18 protein-coding genes and 1 pseudogene are annotated in these 24825 nt (G+C 52.2%); 7 read left to right on the plus strand and 12 right to left on the minus strand.

Going from position 1 to position 24825, the window contains the following annotated elements; all coding sequences use genetic code 11:
• Positions 1 to 34 precede the first annotated feature (34 nt).
• Together EX31_RS18465 and pflA are read left to right on the plus strand one after the other, a co-directional pair.
• Entirely contained in the window at positions 35 to 1021 is a 987-nt protein-coding gene (locus EX31_RS18465) for a phage integrase (protein WP_015689581.1), read from the plus strand.
• A 97-nt stretch (positions 1022 to 1118) separates the two neighbouring features.
• Complete coding sequence (gene pflA, locus EX31_RS18470; RefSeq protein ID WP_015689580.1) at positions 1119 to 1859, plus strand: pyruvate formate lyase 1-activating protein; 741 nt, start codon at positions 1119 to 1121, stop codon at positions 1857 to 1859.
• A 106-nt stretch (positions 1860 to 1965) separates the two neighbouring features.
• Here pflA and EX31_RS18475 read toward each other — a convergent pair whose 3' ends face one another.
• The 12 genes and pseudogenes from EX31_RS18475 to lrp all read right to left on the minus strand — a co-directional run bounded on the left by EX31_RS18475 (position 1966) and on the right by lrp (position 18306).
• Entirely contained in the window at positions 1966 to 3111 is a 1146-nt protein-coding gene (locus tag EX31_RS18475; RefSeq protein ID WP_037036058.1) for an MFS transporter, read from the minus strand.
• A gap of 133 nt (positions 3112 to 3244) precedes the next feature.
• Positions 3245 to 3817, minus strand: a complete 573-nt coding sequence (gene napF, locus EX31_RS18480; RefSeq protein WP_013574785.1) for a ferredoxin-type protein NapF — start codon at positions 3815 to 3817, stop codon at positions 3245 to 3247.
• The gene (gene dmsD, locus EX31_RS18485; RefSeq protein ID WP_037036059.1) at positions 3817 to 4425 is read right to left on the minus strand and encodes a Tat proofreading chaperone DmsD; all 609 of its coding nucleotides are present in this window, start codon (positions 4423 to 4425) and stop codon (positions 3817 to 3819) included. The genes napF and dmsD overlap by 1 nt, the downstream gene beginning before the upstream one ends.
• A gap of 69 nt (positions 4426 to 4494) precedes the next feature.
• Entirely contained in the window at positions 4495 to 5352 is an 858-nt protein-coding gene (locus EX31_RS18490; protein WP_013574783.1) for a dimethyl sulfoxide reductase anchor subunit family protein, read from the minus strand.
• 1 nt (position 5353) lies between these two features.
• Positions 5354 to 5971 carry a DMSO/selenate family reductase complex B subunit gene (locus EX31_RS18495; RefSeq protein WP_013574782.1) on the minus strand — a complete coding sequence of 206 codons (618 nt, stop codon included), beginning with the start codon at positions 5969 to 5971 and terminating at the stop codon, positions 5354 to 5356.
• A gap of 11 nt (positions 5972 to 5982) precedes the next feature.
• Positions 5983 to 8430: a dimethylsulfoxide reductase subunit A gene (gene dmsA, locus EX31_RS18500; RefSeq protein WP_037036060.1), complete on the minus strand. Its 2448-nt coding sequence runs from the start codon at positions 8428 to 8430 to the stop codon at positions 5983 to 5985.
• Between the two features lie 90 nt (positions 8431 to 8520).
• Positions 8521 to 10490 (minus strand): annotated as a pseudogene (locus EX31_RS18505) (molybdopterin-dependent oxidoreductase).
• A 198-nt stretch (positions 10491 to 10688) separates the two neighbouring features.
• Complete coding sequence (gene serS / locus EX31_RS18510) at positions 10689 to 11981, minus strand: serine--tRNA ligase (protein WP_013574779.1); 1293 nt, start codon at positions 11979 to 11981, stop codon at positions 10689 to 10691.
• Positions 11982 to 12087: 106 nt separating this feature from the next.
• The gene (locus EX31_RS18515) at positions 12088 to 13431 is read right to left on the minus strand and encodes a replication-associated recombination protein A (protein ID WP_013574778.1); all 1344 of its coding nucleotides are present in this window, start codon (positions 13429 to 13431) and stop codon (positions 12088 to 12090) included.
• A 7-nt stretch (positions 13432 to 13438) separates the two neighbouring features.
• Entirely contained in the window at positions 13439 to 14050 is a 612-nt protein-coding gene (gene lolA / locus EX31_RS18520) for an outer membrane lipoprotein periplasmic chaperone LolA (protein ID WP_013574777.1), read from the minus strand.
• A gap of 194 nt (positions 14051 to 14244) precedes the next feature.
• The gene (locus tag EX31_RS18525; protein WP_037036062.1) at positions 14245 to 17691 is read right to left on the minus strand and encodes a DNA translocase FtsK; all 3447 of its coding nucleotides are present in this window, start codon (positions 17689 to 17691) and stop codon (positions 14245 to 14247) included.
• A gap of 120 nt (positions 17692 to 17811) precedes the next feature.
• The gene (gene lrp, locus EX31_RS18530; RefSeq protein WP_013574775.1) at positions 17812 to 18306 is read right to left on the minus strand and encodes a leucine-responsive transcriptional regulator Lrp; all 495 of its coding nucleotides are present in this window, start codon (positions 18304 to 18306) and stop codon (positions 17812 to 17814) included.
• A gap of 732 nt (positions 18307 to 19038) precedes the next feature.
• Here lrp and trxB point away from each other — a divergent pair.
• From trxB to infA, 5 genes are all read left to right on the plus strand, one after another.
• Positions 19039 to 20007 carry a thioredoxin-disulfide reductase gene (gene trxB / locus EX31_RS18535; protein ID WP_015689578.1) on the plus strand — a complete coding sequence of 323 codons (969 nt, stop codon included), beginning with the start codon at positions 19039 to 19041 and terminating at the stop codon, positions 20005 to 20007.
• A gap of 148 nt (positions 20008 to 20155) precedes the next feature.
• Complete coding sequence (gene cydD, locus EX31_RS18540) at positions 20156 to 21922, plus strand: heme ABC transporter permease/ATP-binding protein CydD (protein WP_037036064.1); 1767 nt, start codon at positions 20156 to 20158, stop codon at positions 21920 to 21922.
• Positions 21923 to 21924: 2 nt separating this feature from the next.
• On the plus strand, positions 21925 to 23646 hold the full coding sequence (cydC, locus tag EX31_RS18545) for a heme ABC transporter ATP-binding protein/permease CydC (RefSeq protein ID WP_037036580.1): 1722 nt from the start codon (positions 21925 to 21927) through the stop codon (positions 23644 to 23646).
• A gap of 51 nt (positions 23647 to 23697) precedes the next feature.
• On the plus strand, positions 23698 to 24432 hold the full coding sequence (aat, locus tag EX31_RS18550) for a leucyl/phenylalanyl-tRNA--protein transferase (RefSeq protein WP_037036065.1): 735 nt from the start codon (positions 23698 to 23700) through the stop codon (positions 24430 to 24432).
• Positions 24433 to 24525: 93 nt separating this feature from the next.
• Complete coding sequence (gene infA, locus EX31_RS18555; protein ID WP_002211347.1) at positions 24526 to 24744, plus strand: translation initiation factor IF-1; 219 nt, start codon at positions 24526 to 24528, stop codon at positions 24742 to 24744.
• Positions 24745 to 24825: the final 81 nt, after the last annotated feature.

Here is a 24825-nt window from a genome sequence, read left to right on the forward strand (position 1 = left end):
CCGAACAAAGTTGTAACCATTGGAGGGCTTCGCTATGTCAATTAAGAAGCTCGATGATGGTCGATATGAAGTGGACGTAAGGCCGCAGGGTTCCGAGGGAAGACGAATCCGGCGTAAATTTAATACGAAAGGTGAGGCTCAGATTTATGAGCGTCATGTGCTGGTTAACTACCATAATAAAGAGTGGTTAGAGAAACCGGCAGACCGCCGCAAACTGACTGATTTGCTGGAATTGTGGTGGCTATACCACGGTAAGCACCATAACCGAGGTCTGATAGAAAAAGGCAGGCTTTCAGCAATCATGATTAAGTTTGCTGAAATCGGGGTGACCAGAGCTGACCAGATAACCAAGAAAGCTATAACGGATTATCGGGTCAAGATGATGAATGAAGGCTTGAAACCAGCCAGCGTGAACCGTCATCAGGCTATATTCAGCGGCATGTTTACCAAGCTGATTGATGCCAATGAATATCACAGTGAGCATCCTTTCAGAGGCGTGAAAAAGCTTAAAGAGGCTGAGCCAGAAATGGCGTTTCTTTCTACTGAAGAAATCACGCAGTTGCTCGATATGCTGGAAGGAGACAACCGCAACGCTGTGCTGCTTTGTCTGGCCACCGGTGGTCGCTGGAGTGAAGTTGCAGATCTTAAAGCTGAGCACATTATTAACTGCATGCTGACATTCATGAAAACGAAGAATGGTAGACGCAGAACAATACCGCTGTCAGAGGGCTTGGTTAAAATGGTGAAAAAACGTAGTACCGGGAAACTGTTTACGCCCAATTACGACACGGTGCGGAACACACTGCGAACTATGAAGCCAGACCTACCCGCCGGACAGGCTGTCCATGTTCTGCGGCACACATTCGCCACGCATTTTATGATGAATGGAGGTAATATTATTACACTACAGCGAATTTTAGGGCATTCCACCGTACAACAGACCATGGTTTATGCGCACTTTGCACCGGACTTTTTGCAGGATGCAGTCTCATTAAACCCACTTAACGGAGTGTCCATATAATGTCCACGAATCTGCACTATTTAGGACTAAGTGAAACTTTATGAGTAACTTAACTGATTGTATTTCCACGGAAAGCACCACCGAGTCAGAGGGTCACATGTCCGTTCAAGGTCGCATCCACTCATATGAATCCTGTGGCACCGTTGACGGCCCAGGTATCCGTTTCATTGTTTTCTTCCAGGGTTGCCTGATGCGTTGCATGTATTGCCACAACCGCGATACCTGGGATACACATGGCGGAAAAGAGATCAATGTTGATGATTTAATGAAAGAAGTCGTGACGTATCGTCACTTCATGAATGCTTCCGGCGGTGGTGTAACAGCCTCTGGTGGCGAAGCCATTCTTCAGGCAGAGTTTGTGCGTGACTGGTTCCGCGCCTGCCAGAAAGAAGGGATCAACACTTGCCTGGACACCAACGGTTTTGTCCGCCGTTATGATCCGGTGATCGACGAATTATTGGATGTCTCTGATCTGGTCATGCTTGATCTCAAGCAGATGAATGATGACATTCACCAGAATCTGGTGGGCGTGTCCAACCACCGCACTCTGGACTTTGCCCGCTATCTGGCAAAACGTAATCAGCGCACCTGGATCCGTTATGTCGTGGTGCCGGGCTGGTCTGATGATGATGACTCCGCGCATAAGCTGGGTGAGTTCACCAAAGATATGACCAACATCGAGAAGATCGAACTGCTGCCATACCATGAGTTGGGCAAACACAAATGGACGGCAATGGGTGAGAAATACGGTCTGGATGGCGTAAATCCACCCACCAAAGAGATCATGGAAAGAGTGAAAAATATTCTTGCCAGTTACGGGCATAAAGTTATTTATTAACAGTCTGATATGCTCATAAAAAAGACGCCAAATGGCGTCTTTTTTGCTTTATGGCTCAGAACATACCCAAAATCATTGGGGTTGCGGCTTTAATTATGAAAAAGGATTAAGCAGTCGCTACAGGATTATGCGTATGATCCGCTTTGCGCATCAGCATCACCAGATACACCAGCGAAACCACCGCAATCATCACGAACAACAGACGGTCGGAATAACTCTGCATTAGCATCGCGGTCATTGTCGGCCCGGCGAGGCTACCGATGGTGTAACTCATCAGTAATGCCTGGTTCATCGCCACCAACTCCTCTGCGTTGACTTTTTCGCAAGCCCAGGACATAGCGACCGGATACAGCGTGAAACCAGCACAGCCCAGAATAAACAGCGTCGGAGCCATCGCATAGCCACTGAGCATCGCAATGCTGCCAAGGATAACGGCGAAGATCTGAATGCGCAGAACCATCAGACGGCCATAACGGTCAGCCAAACGCCCTACCGGCCATTGCCCGATAATCCCGGCGCTGACCAGCAATGCCATCCAGTAACCTACATCTGCATCGCTCATTCCCTGATGCGTCAGGAACAAAGGCATCAGGCCGTATAAAGATCCCAGAACGATGCCGGAAATAATACAGCCGTTAATCCCCAGCCGTGCATTACGGCGTCTGAACATCGGCATTACCGCATGACGCGGCTGCCCGCTTTCCTGGTTCTCAATATGCGTTAATAACAATGGCAGCATTGCAATGACAATCAGCGCTGTCACCCACGGCAGTACACTTAAAATTGCCGTCGGCACCGTACCCACCAGAAGCTGCCCAACCACAGTGCCGATGTAATACATGATCATATACGCTGCCAGTAACTGGCCGCGGTTTCTGACGGTTCCGCTGCGTAGCAACGCACTTTCCACCACTACCCAGATCAATGCGCAGCCGATGCCTGCAACGAATCGCGCCGTCACCCAACTCCAGAAACTTATTGAAAGTGCCAGACCTGCGGTCGCGACAGCAAACAGGATGCAGGAAAGGTAGTAACTGCGGTTAAAACCAATACGTTTAATCAGGCCGCCCGCAAGCAAAGTACCCAGCAGATTACCGGTAAAATAGGACGAACTGACGAGTCCGACCTGCCAGGTTGGAAGTTGCTCATGACTGAGCCACAAAGGGACCAATGTGTTTAAAACGGCGATAGAAATCGTCAACAACAGAAGTCCGCACAGGAGCAGAGAAACAGGACGGGAATAGGCGGACATAGGGCGGTGATGACCACAAAGAGGAAGAAATTGCGCGCATCATGCCACCGGCGGTTTAAAAGTCAATCTGGCAAAAATTGACCTGAGCACAAAGTGGAGAAGAATGATTGAAAACACTAATCAAGCTTAATGATTAAGATGAATGACACTTCAAAGACAGGTTAATATCACCATGATAACAAACAAGTTTGCATTTCCCGCAGCCATTACATTTTGCGTCATCAACAGAAGGTTGATTCTGTTGATTAAAAAATATTGCCGTGCGCGGACAGGCAATTTCGCACATTCGGCACAAGTCATCCAGCCGTCCCAGACACTGGGACAAAATAACCGGACGCAAACCAGTATCCATTGGCACACACTGATCCAGCGCCTCTCTTTCGCAAGCCTGCGTACAAGCACCGCAAAAGTCACATTCAGCATAATCGATAGCCAGCGAAGCCTTTCCTCCCTGGATGCTTATAATGCCGACCGGGCACGCCTGTGCGCAACGTCCGCATCCATCACATTGTTGCTGAAACATCGGTTCGGCAATGGCCTGAGGCGGACGGGCAATCACGCGCGCCAGCAAGTTCGCAGAAGGCTGTGCCGCCTGTTCAATTGCCTGTTTGCCCGGTGACAGCAAGCCGCGGAATAACCCACGGCGGCTGACCGTTCTGCTGCTCATCCAGGCACGATAGTATCTGGCGTCGCGGGAATCGCTCATCAGAAATACAGATCCACGACGGGCGCTTCCAGACTACGTTGTTGTTTCCAGCCCTGTAGTGTGGATTCTGCCAGTACGGCCACTCCGAGATAAAACGGGTGTTCTGCTTTCTGACGGAGTAATTCGAAATAGCGTCCGGCCCACGGGAATAAATGCTCTGTCAGAAATTCATCCAGCAAAGAAGGTGAATTCTCGGCTAACCATGCAGACATCATCAGCAGCAAACCGATGTGATCTTCCGGCTCTGCCTGCTCCAGATGGGGTTCAATACCGTTTTCACGCATCCACTGGCGCAATGCCAGCGTTGAATCGCCAAACAGCACTGATTCTTTGTCCAGATACACCGAGCCCCAAGGTGGCGCGGGTAACGAATAAGGGCCGATAAAAAGACGCTGATACGCGTCATCCAGACTTTCAGACGCGGCCGTAATCTGGCTGAATGTTTCTCCCGCCTGAGTTTTAGCCTCGTCACTCGCACATGGCCATGACTCCGTCCAGACGCTGCTTTCAAGTAACGTAATTAAGACGCTAACTTCAGGAGAGCTCGGCGGATAAAACAGCATCGCGCCTAATACTTTACCGGTTAAACTAATTGATTCTGCTGACATAATTAACTCATTTTGCAGAGGCACATCCTTACTGGCGACGTGCCTCCTGATAAACCTGACTACCTGAAATTAGCCGCCCACTGCCATTCCCACTGTCATATGCAGACCGTAGAAAATCGCCCGACCAATCAGTTCTCCGGCAAACACCAGCACAAAGGCCAGTATCATTGAGGCCAGTGCAGGTCGTTTACGCAGTATAAGCGGACAGAACCAGCAGCCCAGTCCAAGAACAACCAGCACCAGCCGCCACACCGACAACACACCGTATTGTGGGATAAGCGCTGACGCAGCCTGAACGGAACTGCTGATGCCTGCCAGACTGGCGCTTTGCATAACAACAACAGCCATACTCACGACCAGTGACACAAAGCTGATGACCGGCAGCAGACGTAGCGCACAACCATTAATATTAGCACCACGCAGCAGCAGGTAGCCCAGAACCGGTCCGCCAATCAGTACCGTCAGGCCAAAATGAAACGCGGTATACGCATTGTCCCAGGTTGGCACAGTATTGATTGCATACACACGACACATCGCGAAGACGAATCCAACACCTGCCAGCATGGTCACGATTAACCAGATTTTAGCGAGCACGCGTGGCATCTTGTTGATCATCGCCAGCAGCCAGTAAATCCCGCCCAGCGCAAAGAAGAGCGAGCCGCTGCCAATTTCGTTGCTCAGCGGCGACGCGCCCAGCCGGTTAAGCGAATTGAATGCCCGCAGCGGTGACCCCAGATGCAGAACCGAGGCGATGAAAGCGATCGCCATCAACACCCACAAAAAGAACATCGAGAGATGGATCTGGCGGTATTCTTCCCTACTGCGCTGAGTCAGCAACGCAATGGCAAGCACAATAAATGCGCCAACGACACATTGCCCCAGAACCGTAAAGACCATCAAAGGCCATTCATGCCATCCGTTTCCCATCTCAAACCTCCTTCGGGTTAGCCAGATAACCCGTGGTATCGCCTACAGGACGGCAATTCGCATTGGGTTTAATGACGATATTTGGGTGAGTGAAATGTGAAGCCGGCAACGGTGCCACTTCAGCCAGTTCACCGTATTTCGCACGCAGTTCTTCGATTGGCGCCATATCCAACGCACGCAGCGGGCAGGATTCAACACAAATCGGTTTTTTACCTTCAGCAATGCGTTCGTAGCATCCGTCACATTTGGTCATGTGACCTTTGGCTTCATTGTATTGCGGCGCGCCATACGGACACGCCATATGGCAATAACGACAGCCAATACAGATATCTTCGTTTACGACCACAAAACCGTCTTCACGCTTATGCATCGCGCCACTCGGACAGACCTTGGTGCAGGCGGGATCCGCACAATGGTTACAGGAAATTGACAAATAATAGGCGAAGACATTCTGATGCCAGCCATCTCCGTCTTTTTGCCAGTCGCCGCCAGCATATTCATAGATACGGCGGAAACTCACGTCCGGGGTTAAATTTTTGAAGTCCTTGCATGCCAGTTCACAGGTTTTGCACCCTGTGCAGCGGCTTGAGTCAATATAAAAACCATATTGAGTTGTCATGATTTACTCCGTTAAACCTTAGCCACTTGCACAAGGTTGGTATGAGAGGGGTTACCTTTCGCCAGCGGTGAAGGTCTTTGAGAAGTCAGTACATTAATGCTGCCCGCACGATCTATTTTTTTGCTGTCAGGGGAATACCAGGCACCTTCGCCAAGTGCGACAACGCCCGGCATCATGCGCGGTGTCACTTTGGCGGCTATATGCACTTCCCCGCGATCGTTAAAGATGCGGATCATGTCGCCGTTGGTGATACCACGCTGTGCGGCATCCATCGGATTGATCCACATTTCCTGGCGACAGGCTGCTTTCAGTACATCAACATTGCCGTAAGTGGAGTGGGTACGCGCTTTATAGTGGAAACCCGTCATCTGTAACGGATATTTACTGGCCAGCGGGTCGTCATAGTTTTCGAAACCGGCGGCATACACCGGTAATGGATCAATCACGTCCTCTTTAGAGAGTTCCCATTCAGCCGCAATTTTGGCCAGTTCAGCAGAGTAAATTTCGATTTTACCGGACGGCGTACTCAGCGGATTGGCTGCAGGATTTTCACGGAATGCTTTGTAAGCCACATGATGCTGGTCGGGGTCACGTTTTTTGAATATGCCCTGTTTGCGGAAGGTCTCGAAATCTGGCAGTTCTGGCAGCGCTTCACGTGACTGCTGATACAGATGACGCAACCATTCTTCCTGCGTACGGCCTTCGGTGAACTGCTGCTCTACCCCCATGCGGCGGGAAAGCTCGCTGGTCATTTCATAGATGTTCTTGCACTGGAAACGTGGCGTAATCGCCTGATCGGCAAAAATCACATAATCCATGTTGCCGCACGAGGCATCGAGACAGAAATCCATCTGCTCAGAGGCCGTGCAGTCTGGCAGGATAATATCTGCGTATTTTGCTGACGAGGTCATGTGGTTATCAATCACCACAATCATTTCACACTGTTTGTCATCCTGCAGAATGTCATGGGTGCGGTTGATATCTGAATGCTGATTGATCAAACAGTTACCAGCGTAGTTCCAGATAAACTTAATGGGCACATCAAGTTTATCCTTGCCGCGCACGCCATCTTTCATGGCGGTCATCTGCGGGCCACGCACAATCGCATCCGTCCACAGGAACATAGAAATACTGGTCTGAACCGGATTTTCCAGCGTCGGCATACGTACAAACGGGATCTCGTAGGAACCTTCGCGGGCACCGGAATTACCGCCGTTAACGCCCACGTTGCCAGTAAGGATCGCCAGCATCGCAATTGCACGGGTTGCAATTTCTCCGTTAGCGTGACGCTGCGGGCCCCAGCCCTGCGTAATAAATGCTGGTTTTGCCTGTCCGATTTCACGCCCCAGCTTGACGATTTTATCCACGGAGATGCCCGTGATTTTTGCCGCCCATTCAGGCGTTTTCGCTACACCGTCTGGCCCTTTGCCGAGAATATAAGCCTTGTAATGCGCATTCTCAGGCACACCCGCCGGTAAGGTTTTTTCGTCATACCCGACGCAATACTTATCGAGGAATGGCTGATCAACCAGATTTTCAGTGATCATGACGTGCGCCAGCGCCGCTGCCAGCGCGCCATCAGTACCCGGACGGATCGGCACCCATTCGTCTTCGCGTCCGGCACCGGTATCGGTATAGCGCGGATCCACAATGATCATACGGGCGTTCGAACGCTGGCGAGCCTGTTCGAGGTAATATGTCACCCCGCCACCGCTCATACGGGTTTCACCCGGGTTATTGCCGAACAGCACCACCAGTTTGCTGTTTTCGATATCAGACGGGCTGTTGCCGTCCGCCCAGCCGCCATAGGTATAATTAAGACCCGCTGCAATTTGCGCTGAACTGTAGTCGCCATAATGATTCAGATAACCACCGCAGCAGTTCATCAGACGAGCGATCAGTGTCTTGCCTGGCGGCCATGAACGCGTCATCGTGCCACCCAGCGTACCGGTGCCGTAATTCAGATAAATCGCTTCATTGCCATAACGATGAATAATGTCTTTAAGGCTGCCCGCCAGGGTGTCAAAGGCTTCGTCCCAGCTGATAGGCTTGAATTTCCCTTCACCACGTTTGCCCACGCGTTTCATCGGATACTTCAGACGGTCCGGGTTATAAACACGACGACGCATTGAGCGCCCGCGCAGACAGGCACGAACCTGATGCAGTCCTTCATAATTGTCATTACCGGTATTGTCGGTCTCGACATAACGGATCTCGTTATCAACGACGTGCATTCGCAACGGACAGCGGCTGCCGCAGTTAACAGTACAGGCACTCCAGACGATTTTCTCATCTGTAGATTTGGCCGGGGCCTGTAGCTTTTCCGCACGTATTGATTTGAACGGCAACGATATGCCGCCAACTGCGGCTGCTATACCGGCGAGTGTGGTTCCCTTAACCAGGTCACGGCGGCTGATCCCACCGCCTGAATCGGTTTTATTACTGTTTAAATCTGACATTGCTTACTCCGTAACGCCCTTATCTGAAGGACGAAAATTTAACAACCATGTCATCGGGCCCTGGCTCGTGGCTCGTGGCTCGTGGCTTCTTTAGACTTTTTCTATTTGAATCAAATTCGTATGCTGAGGATTACCCTTCGCTAACGGTGAGGGGCGTTGGGTTGTCAGCGTGTTCATACAGGCACCATGGTCAATACGGTCACCACTCATATTGGCCTGATGCCATGCGCCCTGCCCCATAGCCACAACGCCGGGTATGATGCGCGGGGTGACTTTTGCCGCGACACGCACTTCACCGCGGTCATTAAAGACTTTCACTTTGTCACCGTTTTCAATGCCACGGGTTTTGGCATCGATCGGGTTAATCCAGACTTCCTGCCGGCAGGACGCCTGCAAAACATCGATATTGCCGTATGTGGAATGGGTGCGGGCTTTGTAGTGGAAGCCGAACATCTGCAGCGGAAATTGGCTACGTTTCGGACGTCCCAGCCTTCAAAGGTTGAGGCATACACAGGCAGCGGACTAATGGTTTCATCTTTTTGCAGCTCCCATTCGCCGGCAATTTTCGCCAGAGCAGAGGAGTAAATTTCGATTTTACCGGAAGGTGTTTTCAGCGGATTGGCCTGGGGATCCTGACGGAATTTTTTATAAGCCACAAAATGCCCGGCAGGATCCTTACGCTTATATATCCCCATTAGCCGTAGTTCTTCATAAGCAGGCAATGCCGGGTCTTTCGCCAGCATTTTGGCATACAGATATTGCAACCACTCCCGCTGGGTACGGCCTTCGGTGAACTTGTTATAAACATCCGGGCCAAGACGACGCGCGACTTCGCTCATCATCTCGTAGATGCCTTTACGTTCGAACTTAGCGGACGTTGCAGGCTGGATGAAAATCAGATACCCCATATTCCCGGCGTAGTCATTTGGAATAATATCTTCCTGCTCGACGGTCATGAGATCAGGCAGCAGGATGTAGGCGTACTTCGCCGAGGAGGTCATGAAGTTTTCCAGCACGACTATCATCTCGCACTGCGTGTCATCCTGCAGAATATCGTGGGTTTTATTGATGTCGGAATGCTGGTTGGTGATGGTATTACCGGCATAGTTCCAGATGAATTTGATCGGCACATCCAGTTTGTCTTTGCCGCGCACGCCATCTTTCGTGGCAGTCATCTGCGGGCCACGGGCAATGGCGTCAGTCCAGCTAAAACAGGAAATCTGTGTTTTGACCGGATTTTCCAGCACGGGCATGCGTTCAATGGTGATGGTATAGGTGGATTCACGTGCGCCACTATTGCCGCCATTAATGCCAACATTGCCGGTTAAAATCGGCAACATAGCGATGGCTCTGGACGTCAGTTCACCGTTGGCCTGACGCTGTGGGCCCCAGCCCTGAGAAATATAGGCGGGTTTTGCCTGACCGATTTCGCGGGCCAGTTTGACAATACGAGTGGCCGGAATACCGGTAATGCGGGACGCCCATTCAGGTGTCGCAACCAGCGAAGCGTAAGGGGAAGAACGGGTGATGTTGCCGCCTACAATGTCGGACGTGTAATTGATATATACCGCTTCATTGCCGTATTTCGCGACAATACGCTTCAGGTTATTGGCAATTTCATCGAACGCCTCTTCCCAGCTAATGCGTTTAAACTTACCTTCACCGCGCTTGCCGACGCGCTTCATCGGATAATTCAGGCGCTCCGGATGATTCATGCGGCGGCGGATAGAACGCCCGCGCAGGCAGGCGCGCACCTGATGATCACCGTAAATATCCTGCCCGGTATTGTCTGTTTCGACCCAGTACACCTCATCATCACGTACATGCAAACGTAACGCACAACGGCTACCGCAGTTGACTGAACAGGCGCCCCACACCACTTTATCTTCGGAGACTAAATGCTTCGCCTCACCCACTCCCTGGGCCAGAGCTTTACGGCTAAAAGGAAGGGATACGCCATCCGCAGCAACGGCCAGCCCTGCCAGCGTTGATGTCTTGATCAGTGTCCGGCGGCTGATACCACTTTTTAGCGTGGTGATTTCTGGTTTGATTTCCGACATTTTTCGCTCCGGTAATGAGGCAATACCCACTCAAACAGCATGGATACTACTTATTAGGGGGTACGAAACCTTGTCTGCTATCAAAAAAGGCGGGGTTGAAGAGAAAGAAATACGGAATTCGTAACGTAACGCATGATCTCATGCATAAAAAAAGCGCCCTAAGGCGCTTTTCGCTATGTTAGTGCAGATATAACGGGATTAACCGATATATTCTAAACCACCCATGTACGGACGTAATACTTCCGGCACTTCGATACGGCCATCAGCTTGTTGGTAGTTTTCCAGCACGGCGACCAGTGTACGACCTACAGCCAAACCAGAACCATTCAGGGTATGAACCAGACGTGGTTTTTTATCGGTTTTGTTGCGGCAACGCGCCTGCATACGACGGGCCTGGAAATCACCCATGTTGGAGCATGAGGAAATTTCACGGTATGTATCCTGCGCTGGCAACCAAACTTCCAGATCGTAGGTTTTGCAAGAACCAAAGCCCATATCGCCGGTACACAACAAAACTTTGCGGTATGGCAAATTCAGCAGCTGAAGCACCTTTTCTGCATGGCCGGTCAGTTCTTCCAGTGCGTCCATTGAATCTTCAGGACGAACGATTTGCACCATCTCAACTTTGTCGAACTGGTGCATGCGGATCAGACCACGGGTGTCACGACCATACGAACCGGCTTCTGAACGGAAACATGGCGTATGCGCTGTCATCTTCAGTGGCAGAGATTCTTCTTCAAGAATTTCATCACGGGTCAGGTTGGTCAGCGGCACTTCTGCCGTCGGGATCAGCGCATAGTTACTGCTGCCCGCCTCTTCATCCAGGGGTTTGGTATGGAACAAATCTTCGCCAAACTTAGGCAACTGACCGGTACCGTACAACGTTTCCTGATTGACCAGATAGGGAACATAGGTTTCCAGATAACCGTGTTGCTCTGTGTGCAGATCGAGCATGAACTGCGACAGTGCGCGATGCATACGGGCGATTTGCCCTTTCATCACGACAAAACGCGCACCCGTCAGTTTAACGGCAGCGGCAAAATCCAGGCCGCCAGCCATTTCGCCCAGCGATACGTGATCGCGCACGGTGAAATCGTACTGACGCGGCGTGCCCCAGCGGCTCACTTCCTGGTTATCGTTCTCATCTTTACCGGCAGGCACGGAGTCATCAGGCATGTTTGGAATAGCAGAAGCGATATCGCGGATGTCATTTTGCAATGCATCCAGTTCAGCTTTCGCTGCATCCAGCTTCTCACCCAGCGTATTCACTTCCAGACGCAGGGGTTCGATGTCTTCGCCACGGGCTTTTGCCTGACCGATAGATTTCGATCGGGAGTTACGTTCAGCCTGTAGAGTTTCCGTTTCTACCTGCAAGACTTTGCGGCGTTCTTCCTGAGAACGCAGCGTTTCCACATCGAGTTTAAAACCTCTGCGAGCGAGTTTTTCTGCAACTGCGTCTAGCTCATTACGCAGCAGATTGGGATCCAGCATGCTAATCCTGTACGTGTCGTTATTGAATGTTAATTTGATGATGCACACTGTCTGAAATGGCAGCGTGTCAAAGAGTTATCACGGTAACCTTACCGCAACGATAAAATTAGCGGTAGCGTTTTGTCGGGCTATTTTGATCTTGTTCGGCAAGCCATGCCAACTTTTCGCCGATCTTGCCTTCAAGCCCGCGTGATGTCGGGTAATAATACTGCGTACGGGCCATTTCAGGCGGGAAATAATCCTCTCCCGCCGCATATGCATTCGGTTCGTCATGCGCATAACGATACTCAGCACCAAGCCCCATTTCTTTCATCAGTTTGGTCGGCGCATTACGCAAATGTTCCGGCACATCAAAATCTGCCATTTCGCGTGCATCACGCATGGCAGATTTGAATGCGGTGTATACAGCATTACTTTTCGGTGCACAGGCCAGATACACAATCGCCTGGGCAATCGCACGCTCACCTTCAGCCGGGCCAACACGGGTAAAACAATCCCAGGCAGCGAGCGCCACCTGCATGCCCCGTGGATCGGCATTCCCGACATCTTCTGAAGCAATCGCCAACAAACGTCGGGCGACATACAACGGATCACCACCGGCGGTGATGATTCGGGCATACCAGTAAAGTGCCGCATCAGGCGAAGAACCCCGCACTGATTTATGCAATGCAGAGATTAAATCGTAAAAACGATCGCCTTTATTGTCGAAGCGCGCACTGCGTTCACCGGCAATCTCAGTGAGTAATTCCGGCGTGAGTGTCCTGTAACCATTGGCGTCGATTTCCGCCATATCGGCCATCATTTCAATACTGTTCAGCGCCCGGCGCGCGTCGCCATTCACCAGCTCCGAAAGCATCCGGCGGGTTTCCGGCGGAACACGGATTTTCTCATTGGCGTAACCGCGCTCAGAATTGCTCAGTGCCTGATCAATCACTTTCTCGATATCTTCAGCCGTCAGTGATTTAAGTAAATACACACGAGCGCGAGACAGCAATGCGGAATTGAGTTCGAAAGAAGGGTTTTCGGTGGTCGCACCAATAAATGTAATGGTGCCATCTTCAATGTGCGGCAGGAAAGCGTCCTGCTGACTTTTGTTAAAGCGATGGACTTCATCAACGAACAAAATGGTACGACGCCCGGCATCGCGATTCTGCCGGGCTCGCTCAATCGCTTCCCGAATATCTTTAACACCGGATGTGACCGCAGATATACGCTCAACATCGGCGTTTGCATACCGGCCAATCAGTTCTGCCAGCGTCGTTTTCCCGGTACCCGGCGGCCCCCACAAAATCATCGAATGCAATTGCCCTGCTTCAATGGCCCGCGGCAGAGGTTTGCCCGGCGCTAACAGATGCTGCTGTCCAATATATTCTGCAAGAGTGACTGGCCGCATTCTGGCGGCCAGTGGCTGGAATTCATTTTGGGAAAAATCGAGTGACAGATTACTCAAACTAACCTCACTGACGCTGGTCGTCCACCGTCACACCCTGCGGCGGAGTAAATTTAAACTTGGCATCATCAACAGACGCATTTTGCTCACCTTTCAGGGTATAAGCACTTTTCTGCCCGTCCTGTTCAACGGCAGTGAAGCTTTTGATAGTGCCTGAAGGGGTCACGTTGATCGCAAATTGTTTCAGATTACCGGTCGCAGCTTTCGGCGTTAATTCAAAGTCATCGCCCTTCTGTTTCACGTTATATTTTGCCCAGTCACTGCTATCATTACGCGTGATCAGCATGAACGGCGTGTTGCCGGTGGCATTTTTAAGCCAGGTTGCCGTGACCTGTTCAACGAACGGGTTATAGAACCATAGGGTTTTACCGTCGGAAACTAAAATGCTCTCATCCGGCGTAGTCATATGCCAGTTAAACAGGTTTGGACGTTTCACCCACAACTGGCCTTCGCCCTGCTGAACGGCTGCACCATCATCGCTGGTTACCGTCTGCGTGAAGCTGGCATGGAAAGTATTGAGTTTACCCAGACGAGATTTGAGATCACTGCTGGCATCCGCTAAAACGGAAGCAGAGGTAAATGCGGTCAGTAAACACCCTACCATTAACAATTTTTTCATTCTTATACTTACCTCAGAAATCCATAAACTTCAGACGATGCCTTTTACACAGGCAAAAGACGTATGGTGCGAACTCTATCCGAGGCAGCGCCCCGGCGGTAGCTCATTCATCTGAAAAACAATAGTTTTACGCATCTTTGCACAAGGGTCGCATTCGCGACCCTTCTTAACAAATGCAGGCAAACCGTCTGGGTTTACTCGTGTGACGGTGGTGCCAACACTTCGCGGTTACCGTTATGACCCGGCGTACTGACAATGCCCTGCGCTTCCATTTGCTCAACAATGCGCGCCGCACGGTTGTAACCGATACGGAACTGACGCTGAACACCCGAAATCGACGCACGGCGTTTATCGACTACGAACGCAACCGCCTGATCAAACAGCGCATCGAGCTCTTCATCACCGTCCAGCCCTAAACCGCCACCCTCACCATCTTCACCACCGGAAACAATGCTTTCGATGTATTTTGGACGACCGCGCGCTTTCCAGTCCTGAACCACCGCATGCACTTCCTGATCGCGGACAAAAGCACCGTGAACACGCACCGGAATCGAGGAGTTTGGTGCCATATACAGCATGTCCCCCATCCCCAGCAGTGATTCTGCGCCGCCCTGATCCAGAATGGTGCGGGAGTCAATTTTACTCGAAACTGTAAAGGCAATTCGGGTCGGAATGTTGGCTTTAATCAGACCGGTAATAACATCGACAGAAGGACGCTGGGTCGCCAGAACCAGGTGAATACCTGCCGCACGGGCTTTCTGGGCCAGGCGCGCAATCAGCTCTTCAACTTTTTTACCCACGGTCATCATCAGGTCGGCAAACTCATCGACCAGCACCACGATAAACGGTTCTTTCTGCAGATACGGCGGCTCAGCAGCCATGCCATCGCCCGGCTTCCAGAACGGATCAGGAATGGGACGTCCCATCGCCTCCGCTTCCAGAACACGTTCATTGTAACCGGCAAGGTTACGCACACCCAGCGCCGACATCAGTTTATAGCGACGTTCCATTTCACTGACACACCAGCGCAGCGCATTGGCTGCATCTTTCATGTCAGTAACGACTTCGGTCAGCAGATGTGGAATACCTTCATACACCGACAATTCGAGCATTTTCGGGTCGATCATAATGAAGCGCACATCTTCCGGTTTAGACTTGTACAGCATACTCAGGATCATGGCGTTAACGCCGACGGACTTACCGGAACCGGTCGTACCGGCCACCAGCAAGTGAGGCATTTTCGCCAGATCGGCGATAACCGGCTCACCTGAAATATCTTTACCCAGCACAATTGTCAGCGGCGACGTACTTTCTTTAAATTTCGCACAGTCCAGCACTTCGCGCAGATATACCGTCTGGCGCTTCTTGTTTGGTAATTCCAGGCCGACATACGGTTTGCCCGGGATCACTTCCACAACACGCACCGCAACCGCAGACAATGAACGGGCAAGGTCACGCGAAAGGTTAGAAATACGTGCAGCTTTCACGCCCGGCGCCAGATCCAGTTCGAAACGGGTAATTACCGGTCCCGGCAATTTCCCCACGACATCGGCTTTAATGCGGTAATCATTCAGACGCGCTTCGATCAGATTTCCCATCTGTTCCAGCGCGAACTCATCCACAGGCTCAGCTTCAGCCGGCGGTGAGGTCAGCAAATCCAGTGATGGCAGCGGTGTGGTCGGTTTCACCAGCGGCTGCTCATTACGCATAAGGAACGGATGGATCAGGCTATCCATATCAGGCTGCGCCGATGGCGAAGACTGTCGTGGAGCCTCATATTCCTGCGCATGCTGTACGGGCTCAGAAGACGTAGCGCGCTGATAAGGTTGTTGTGCAAACGTTGCAGCCTGCGGTTCTTCTTCCGCTTGTGCCGGCAATGTAAACAGCGGTTCAGAAGGCGTATCGTCCACCAGGTCAGCCATTGGTGAGAAGCTGAATGCATCATGCTGGCTGAGTTTCATGGCCGCAGCGGCAAAATCATCAGCAACAGCCGGTAATTCAGTCTGCTGATTTTGTGAATGGTGATGCTGTACCACGCCGCTTAGCGGTTCGACATCCTGCTGATAGCGGGCCTGCTCACGCGCAGCAAACGCATTGCGCAATTCGGCTTCCTGCAAGGCAGTTTCTTCATCAGGTTCATTTTCAGTGACCGCATCGCCATAGCGCTCTTGTTGCTGAGCGGCAAACGCCTGCTGCAATGCTGCTTCCTGTAGCGCTTCTACGTCTGCCTGGATCTGTGGATCGCTATGCGTCGCAGACTGTGCCTGTTCCTGCTGTTCTGCCATACGCTGAGAAGGCAGCTTGATGCCATACGAGGCCAGCTCACGGCGTGTAGGTATACGCACCGGATTAGGACGCGGCAACTCAGGGCCAAAGCCTTTTTTCACCTGTGGATTTTCATCGCTCACAGCACTGAAGGCTGGCATAAAGGTGTTACCAGCGGAAGATGCCGTGGACTGCCCTGCCTGTGCAAGACCGGTCGCCAGTGCTGCGGTGGCCGCCACGCTGGCCGCCTGAGCGGCATCAGGCACTGCTGAACTGAAATCAAACGGAGAACGGGAATGCTCCACGGCAGTTTGCCAGTTGCCCAGACTCGGACCATCTTCCTCTCTGCGCTCAACTGGCGCTGGTGAAGGCGATTGCTGAACGGGCTGCGGATGGCGCGGAACTGGTGTTTCTTCCGGGATCTCGAAATTGTATAACGGCGGAATGGCCGTTGCCGGTGCTGGCTGCGGTGAAATATTAGCAACCGGCGGCTCAGCAGCATAAGGATCCGCTGCCTGTACCGGTTCAGCAACAGCCGCGCTCGCAGCAGGTGCGGTAGCCTCAGAAGAGGCCTGCGCCACAGGTTCATTCACCGAAGGCGCAGAGAATAGCACGTCATCTTCATCAGCTTCGGAAGCGGCGGCAGTTGCAGGAGCCGCTGCAGCAGCGACGGCCGGCGCGACTTTAGCAGCCGGTTTTGCGTCATCGTCTTCCAGTAGCGGAGCGTCCTCCTCGCCGTAATCATAATCATCGTCACGACGGGACCGGTTGGTCACGATATTCGTTACACCCAGCACGGCACCACCGATCTTTTCGGCGATCGTCAACCAGGACCAGCCGGTAAATAAGGTCAGGCCCGCAGCCCAGACGCATAACAGCACCAGAGTCGCCCCCACATTATTAAAGTAAGGTGTCATCGCGGTACTGAGCAAACTGCCGATTACACCGCCGGAAGCGAAGTAATACAGGTCATCAACGTTGACGGCTGCAAGACCACAAGACGTGACAATGAGCGCCAGCGTGCCAATAAGGCGCAGCGAAAGGGCAAAATAATCGACGAAATCCTGTTTATCCCGCTGACGGAAAGCCGCCCAGCAGAGACACAGAATAATAGGTGGAATAGCGTAACCAAATACGCCAAAGATGAAGAACAGCGTGTCGGCCATCCATGCACCTACACCACCGCCCCAGTTATGAATTGGCCCATGCCAGGCTGTCTGAGACCAGCTTGGATCAGAGGGGTTAAAACTCACCAATGCCGCCATTAAATAAGCAGCAAAAATCGCTACCACAACCAGCAAAGCCTCCAGAAGACGGCGGCCATTGCTCAGTTTTTTCAGGGTAACTTCTTTATCTTCTGTATATTCCTGGCTCAAGAAAGGCTCTCCAGGTTCCTGTGAACTGAGAAAAAGCAACAGCGCCGAGACTCCCCGGCGCCATAGCTGTATAGATACACAGGAGTGTAGCTAAAATGACAAGGTTTTGCACCAGAACAATTACCGGGTCTTAATGACCAGGCGATTTGTCTGTTTCACTTCTTCCATCACCACATAGGTGCGGGTGTCGTTAACACCTGGCAGACGAAGTAAAGTCTCACCTAACAGCTTACGGTAAGCAGACATATCAGGTACGCGGGTTTTCAACAGGTAGTCGAAGTCCCCTGAAACCAGATGACACTCCTGAATATCTTCGAGTTTTTGTACTGCCGCATTGAACTGTTCAAACACATCCGGGGCGCCGCGATTGAGGGTAATCTCAACAAATACCAGCAACGATGCGTCCAGATAATGCGGGTTGAGCAATGCAGTATAACCATTGATGAAGCCCTGACGTTCAAGACGACGAACGCGCTCCAGACATGGAGTTGGAGATAATCCCACACGTTTGGAAAGCTCGACGTTTGAAATCCGGCCATCCTTTTGCAATTCGTTGAGGATGTTACGGTCAATACGGTCGAGATCTTTTCCCGGACGTTTTTTGTTGTCTACCATTATTATTGTCTCTCTGCTGTCCTTCCCTGCACCTGCCATACCCCAGCCAACTTCAATGTCTAAGGGTTGTCCCAAGCGAAGACCCGATGATTAAGGTTTACGCATCCAAAAGCCGCGTTGATCCCCTGTCAAAAGGAACACGGCCATAAAACGGATACTCAAAAGAAATAACCTTGTGAAATTAATAGATTGAAAACCACCAACCTGATTCACTAAACCCTGCTGCAACATAAAAACCAAAAAGCAATACCAGGACGGGTCCGTAGCAGCCAATTGCATAAATTCAAGTCACAGACAGGCAGTTAATTTCTTCTTCCCCTGATGTTTTCGCAAATGCACAGCGGATTGTCAAAGTAAAAGAAGCAAAATCAGAAGAACGTGCCAGATTGAAAAGCGGACGCCCCCTTTTTAGCTGTCTTTTATCTATGAACAATAACAACGCATCTCACCCATTATTTCGCCCAAATCCCTACAAAGAATCCTGAATTGTGGCTAAATTAACGCGTTCTGATGAACAACGTTCACAACGATCGGTCGCCGGAATGCTGGTTTTTCATCCTATCCATCAAACAGTTATCTGCCTCATCAATATTGGCGAAATCCTTTTTACGCGGGTTACGCAGTAAAAACTATCAGACAAATCGTTAACAACATCTGAGTTTACTTTTTTTACTGCGCCGTTTTCCCTACAATCGGTTTATCGCTTGTCGCCATCGCGGAGATGAATTACGCATGAGTACGGTTAAACACAGTAAGTTATTGATCTTGGGTTCCGGTCCGGCGGGTTATACCGCAGCGGTTTATGCTGCGCGTGCAAACCTCAATCCGGTATTAATTACCGGTGTGGAAAAAGGCGGTCAGCTGACCACCACTACCGAAGTGGAAAACTGGCCAGGCGATCCGGAGGGTCTGACCGGTCCGGGCTTAATGGAACGTATGCATGAGCATGCCACCAAATTTAATACTGAGATCATTTTCGACCACATCAACAAAGTCGATTTGCAGAACCGTCCGTTCCGCCTGACTGGTGACAGCGGTGAATACACCTGTGACGCGCTGATCATCGCAACCGGCGCTTCAGCACGTTATATCGGTCTGCCTTCTGAAGAAGCTTTTAAAGGTCGCGGCGTGTCAGCCTGCGCAACCTGTGATGGCTTCTTCTATCGCAACCAGAAAGTCGCGGTTGTCGGCGGTGGCAACACCGCTGTTGAAGAAGCTCTTTATCTGGCCAATATTGCCTCTGAAGTGCATCTGATCCACCGTCGTGACAACTTCCGAGCAGAAAAAATTCTGGTGGATCGTCTGAATGACAAAGTGGCCAGCGGCAATATCGTTCTGCATACCCATAAGACCCTGAATGAAGTGGTCGGCGATCAGATGGGTGTGACAGGCGCGAGCCTGCTCGACGTGCGCACTGATGAGAAATCGCAAGTGGATGTGGCGGGCGTGTTCATTGCTATCGGCCACAGCCCGAATACCGGTATTTTTGAAGGCCAGCTGGAACTGAAAGATGGCTACATCAAAGTGCAGTCCGGCTCTCATGGCAACGCCACCCAGACCAGTATTCCGGGCGTCTTCGCAGCAGGCGATGTTATGGATCATATCTACCGTCAGGCGATCACTTCTGCCGGAACCGGTTGTATGGCCGCACTGGATGCAGAACGCTATCTGGACGGTTTATCTCAAGCCCCGGATTTATAATTACGCCTGCGGCTAGTTATCGGACCAAGAGTCCATACAAAGAGTAACGAATAAGGCGGCTTAATTGCCGCCTTATTGTTTTCAGTGTTGAGCCAAGCATGTAACATGAGCGCCCTCCCATCCGGATTGCTGCACAGACTGATGCCTGATGAATAAAACACGACAACAAGAACTTATCCGCTGGTTAAAACAACAAAGCTCACGCGCCAAAGGCTGGATCCGTCTGTCTATGATGCTGGGTTTACTTTCCGGTTTGCTGATCCTCGCGCAAGCCTGGCTGATGGCCGGATTACTGCACAGCCTGATCATTGACCACACACCGCGTGATGCCCTGCTGCAAAGTTTCCTGTTAATGGCGCTGACGTTTGTTCTGCGCGCTGTGGTCACCTGGCTGCGTGAACAGGTGGGCTTTATTTGCGGACGTGTTATCCGTCAGGAAATGCGCAAGCTGGTGCTGGATCGTCTCGAGAAGCTCGGACCTGCCTGGATCCAGGGAAAACCGGCGGGCAGTTGGGCCAGCATTATTCTTGAACAAATCGAAGATATGCAGGATTACTATTCCCGTTATCTGCCGCAGATCGCTCTCGCAGGTATTATTCCCCTCCTCATCCTGGTCAGTATTTTCCCGATTAACTGGGCCGCCGGGCTTATTTTGCTGGTGACAGCGCCGCTGATCCCGCTGTTTATGGCACTGGTCGGTATGGGAGCCGCTGATGCGAACCGTCGTAACTTTGTCGCGCTGGCGCGTCTGAGTGGGAATTTTCTCGACAGCCTGCGCGGTCTTGATACGCTTCGCCTTTTCCATCGCGGCACGGCGGAAATCGACCAGATTAAGCGTTCAACTGAAAACTTCCGCGCCCGCACGATGGACGTTCTGCGTCTGGCCTTTTTATCTTCCGCTGTACTCGAATTCTTCGCTTCTATTTCTATCGCCGTTGTCGCGGTTTACTTCGGCTTCTCCTATCTCGGTGAACTCAATTTTGGCAGTTACGGCACGCCTGTGACCTTGTTCGCCGGCTTTCTGGTACTGATACTTGCCCCTGAGTTTTTCCAGCCTCTGCGTGATCTGGGCGCGTTTTACCACGCCAAAGCGCAAGCCATCGGCGCAGCAGAAAGTTTAGTCACGTTTCTGAGCGCAGAAAGTGCCGATATGGGTGACGGCGAGCAACCCTGGCCAGCCGGGCAGACAGTGGCACTGGCAGCCCGCGACGTCATTATTCAGTCACCGCAAGGCAAAACGCTGGCCGGTCCGTTAACGTTTAGCATTCAGACCGGACAACGTATCGCGATTGTCGGCCTGAGCGGCGCGGGGAAAAGCTCCCTGCTCAACGCCCTGCTGGGCTTCCTGCCTTACCAGGGTTCCCTTACTGCCAGCGGTATTGAACTGAAATCATTGCGTAGTGACGAATGGCGTAAACAGCTGAGCTGGGTGGGCCAGAACCCGTATCTGCCCGAACTTACCCTGCGCGCCAACATTCTGCTTAATCAGCCGGAGGTCAGTGACGAACAGCTTCAGTCCGCCATTGAACGTGCGTATGTGAATGAATTTCTACCCTTGTTACCTCTGGGGCTGGAAACTGAACTGGGTGACAGTGCTGCGCGGTTATCTATCGGACAGGCGCAACGCGTCGCCGTTGCCCGCGCCCTGCTCTCACCATGCAGTTTGTTACTGCTCGATGAGCCGACCGCCAGCCTGGATGCGCACAGCGAAAAACGAGTGATGAGCGCGCTGAGCGAAGCCTCTAAAGCACAGACTTCACTGCTTGTAACGCATCAACTGGAAGATACCCGTGACTACGACGAAATCTGGGTGATGGAGAAAGGCCTGATCGCTGAGCGTGGCACCTTCGCGCAACTGGTGGCTCAGAACGGTTTATTCGCCAGTCTGCTTTCCCGGCGGAATAAGGAGCTTTAATGATGAAAACCCTTCTGCCTTATCTCGCCCTGTACCGCCGCCACGGGTTCCGTCTGTCACTGGGTGTCATTCTGGCCATCGTCACCTTACTGGCGAGCATCGGCCTGCTGACGCTCTCTGGCTGGTTCCTGGCAGCCTCGGCAGTGGCCGGTGTCGCCGGTTTATACAGCTTCAACTATATGCTGCCCGCAGCCGGTGTGCGCGGTGCTGCGATATTTCGTACCGCAGGCCGCTATGCTGAACGTCTGGTCAGCCACGACGCGACCTTCCGTGTGCTGGCGCATTTGCGGGTGTTTACATTCACAAAAATTCTGCCGCTGTCACCGGGGGGGATTGCACATTTCCGTCAGGCTGACCTGCTTAACCGCCTGGTTGCCGATGTCGATACGCTCGATCACTTATATCTGCGGGTCATTTCTCCGCTGGTGAGTGCGCTGGTGGTGATCATTCTGGTGACCTTCGGCCTGAGCTTCCTCGACGTGAAACTGGCGCTGACGCTGGGCGCGATTATGCTGGTGCTGATGCTGCTCCTGCCGGTGATTTTCTACCGCGCGGGAAAACCTGCCGGACGTGAACTGACGGCGCTGCGCAGTAACTACCGGATGCAACTGACATCGTGGTTACAGGGGCAATCGGAACTGGTGGTTTTCGGCGCTCAGTCGCGGTTCCGCCAGCAACTCAATGATATCGAACAGCGTTGGATGTTGCGCCAGCAGCAGCAGGCAAAACTCACGGGCCTGTCTCAGGCAATGGTGATCGCGGCGGCCGGTCTGACCGTCACACTGATGCTATGGCTGGCTGCCGGTGGTATCAACCAGTTCCCGCAACCGGGCGCACTGATCGCACTGTTTGTCTTCACCCCGCTGGCGGCATTCGAAGCGCTGGGACCTGTAGCCGCCGCATTCCAGCATCTCGGGCAGGTTATCGCCTCAGCTCAGCGCGTCAGCCAGATCATCGACCAGCCCGCAGAGGTGACCTTCCCGTCTCAGGGCCCGCTGGCCGGTGAACGGGTTAGTCTGTCGCTGAAAAATGTGAATTTCACCTATCCGGGGCAACCTTTGCCGGTGCTGAAAAATATCAATCTGGATGTCCGTGCCGGTGAGCACATCGCCCTGCTTGGTCAGACCGGTTGTGGCAAATCCACTCTGCTGCAACTGCTGACTCGCGCCTGGGATATCAGCAACGGTGCGTTGGAAATCAACGGTCATCCGGTTGCTGATTACGATGAAGCGACACTGCGCAAAATGATCACCGTCGTCAGCCAGCGTGCGCACGTCTTTAACACCACGCTGCGCGAAAACCTGCGCATGGCATCGCCGCAGAGCACCGACGAACAAATCGCCGATGCTCTGAAACAAGTTGATTTGCATGTGCTGCTGGAAAACGAAGGCCTGAATGCCTGGCTTGGTGAAGGCGGACGTCAGCTTTCCGGCGGCGAACAACGTCGTATCGGGCTGGCGCGAGCTTTGTTACATGACGCGCCACTGTGGTTGCTGGATGAACCCACGGAAGGGCTGGATGCAGAAACGGAACAACACATTTTGGCACTGCTGCACAAGCATTGTCAGAATAAGACGCTACTCTTAGTGACGCACCGTTTGCACGGTCTGGAAGCCCTCGACAGGATATGTGTTATGGAAGAGGGTCAGATTGTGGAACAAGGCGATCACCAGACGTTAGCTGCGGCACAAAGTCGTTATGCAAGGTTCCTTGCCCGCGCCTGACGGGGTTGTTTGTGGTTTTACGGCGGACGTGTCCGCCGGATAAGGAGATCTATGCGGTTAGTTAAGCTTGAGGCCAATTCATTGAATTTCCCGGCACCTGAAACTGCATTGCAGGAGCCGAATGGCCTGCTGGCTATCGGGGGCGATCTTACCGCTCCCCGCCTGCTTTCCGCGTACCAGCATGGCATTTTCCCCTGGTTCGAGCCGGGGGAAATGATCCTCTGGTGGTCACCTGACCCCCGCGCAATTTTGGTCCCGGGAGAACGCCACGCCAGCCGCAGTCTGAAACGTTTTATGCGCAAGATGCCGTTTCGTTTCACCCTCAACCAGCAATTTGAGCAGGTGATCCATGCGTGCGCCATGCAGCGTGAAGATGGCACCTGGATCGGGCCGCTGGTGCAGCGTGGTTATCAGGAATTGCATGAAGCCGGACGCGCGCACTCGGTTGAAGTCTGGGAAGGTGATGAACTGGTTGGCGGTTTGTACGGCGTTTCTGTCGGCGGATTATTTTGCGGTGAGTCGATGTTCAGCCGGCGGGAGAATGCCTCTAAGTGCGCGCTTATGCTTTTTTGCCAACATTTTTCCCGCAATGGAGGAGAACTGATTGACTGTCAGGTGCTCAACCCTCACACTGCGTCGCTGGGTGCGAGAGAGATCCCCCGCCGCCAATTTTTGCAGCAGTTATCCGCACTTTCGCAACGCGCGTTAGCACCGGATTGCTGGTTGCCACAAGACTTATCCCCACATGATGAAGACCTGCCGGTGTTCCCGAAGGATAGGGAATAGGTGCGGTCATGGACCATACTTCTTTACATAATGTGGGTTTTTCGGCATTATCTTGCCGGTTAAAAACTATGGTAGTTAGACCTAGAGGATTCGATGGCCAAAGAAGACAACATTGAAATGCAAGGCACCGTACTGGATACGCTGCCAAACACTATGTTCCGTGTAGAATTAGAAAACGGACACGTAGTTACCGCTCACATCTCCGGTAAAATGCGTAAGAACTACATCCGCATCCTGACGGGCGACAAAGTCACTGTAGAGCTGACCCCGTACGACCTGAGCAAAGGCCGCATTGTCTTCCGTAGCCGTTAATAAGCGGCTCACTCATCGCTGATTTTCCGGCGATACCTGAGGATACCCTTTTCGCCCTTCCTGCAGTTGCAAGGGCGTTTT

Origin of the sequence: Rahnella sp. WP5 (assembly GCF_000745615.1) — a bacterium.
Taxonomy (GTDB): Bacteria; Pseudomonadota; Gammaproteobacteria; order Enterobacterales; family Enterobacteriaceae; genus Rahnella; species Rahnella aceris.

What these genes read in the sequence shown, in the direction of transcription:
- EX31_RS18465 (WP_015689581.1), top strand. Translation starts at nt 35, where the DNA reads ATGTCAATTAAGAAGCTCGATGATGGTCGATATGAAGTGGACGTAAGG.
- pflA (WP_015689580.1), top strand. Translation starts at nt 1,119, where the DNA reads ATGTCCGTTCAAGGTCGCATCCACTCATATGAATCCTGTGGCACCGTT.
- EX31_RS18475 (WP_037036058.1), bottom strand. Translation starts at nt 3,111, where the DNA reads ATGTCCGCCTATTCCCGTCCTGTTTCTCTGCTCCTGTGCGGACTTCTG.
- napF (WP_013574785.1), bottom strand. Translation starts at nt 3,817, where the DNA reads ATGAGCGATTCCCGCGACGCCAGATACTATCGTGCCTGGATGAGCAGC.
- dmsD (WP_037036059.1), bottom strand. Translation starts at nt 4,425, where the DNA reads ATGTCAGCAGAATCAATTAGTTTAACCGGTAAAGTATTAGGCGCGATG.
- EX31_RS18490 (WP_013574783.1), bottom strand. Translation starts at nt 5,352, where the DNA reads ATGGGAAACGGATGGCATGAATGGCCTTTGATGGTCTTTACGGTTCTG.
- EX31_RS18495 (WP_013574782.1), bottom strand. Translation starts at nt 5,971, where the DNA reads ATGACAACTCAATATGGTTTTTATATTGACTCAAGCCGCTGCACAGGG.
- dmsA (WP_037036060.1), bottom strand. Translation starts at nt 8,430, where the DNA reads ATGTCAGATTTAAACAGTAATAAAACCGATTCAGGCGGTGGGATCAGC.
- serS (WP_013574779.1), bottom strand. Translation starts at nt 11,981, where the DNA reads ATGCTGGATCCCAATCTGCTGCGTAATGAGCTAGACGCAGTTGCAGAA.
- lolA (WP_013574777.1), bottom strand. Translation starts at nt 14,050, where the DNA reads ATGAAAAAATTGTTAATGGTAGGGTGTTTACTGACCGCATTTACCTCT.
- lrp (WP_013574775.1), bottom strand. Translation starts at nt 18,306, where the DNA reads ATGGTAGACAACAAAAAACGTCCGGGAAAAGATCTCGACCGTATTGAC.
- trxB (WP_015689578.1), top strand. Translation starts at nt 19,039, where the DNA reads ATGAGTACGGTTAAACACAGTAAGTTATTGATCTTGGGTTCCGGTCCG.
- cydD (WP_037036064.1), top strand. Translation starts at nt 20,156, where the DNA reads ATGAATAAAACACGACAACAAGAACTTATCCGCTGGTTAAAACAACAA.
- cydC (WP_037036580.1), top strand. Translation starts at nt 21,925, where the DNA reads ATGAAAACCCTTCTGCCTTATCTCGCCCTGTACCGCCGCCACGGGTTC.
- aat (WP_037036065.1), top strand. Translation starts at nt 23,698, where the DNA reads ATGCGGTTAGTTAAGCTTGAGGCCAATTCATTGAATTTCCCGGCACCT.
- infA (WP_002211347.1), top strand. Translation starts at nt 24,526, where the DNA reads ATGGCCAAAGAAGACAACATTGAAATGCAAGGCACCGTACTGGATACG.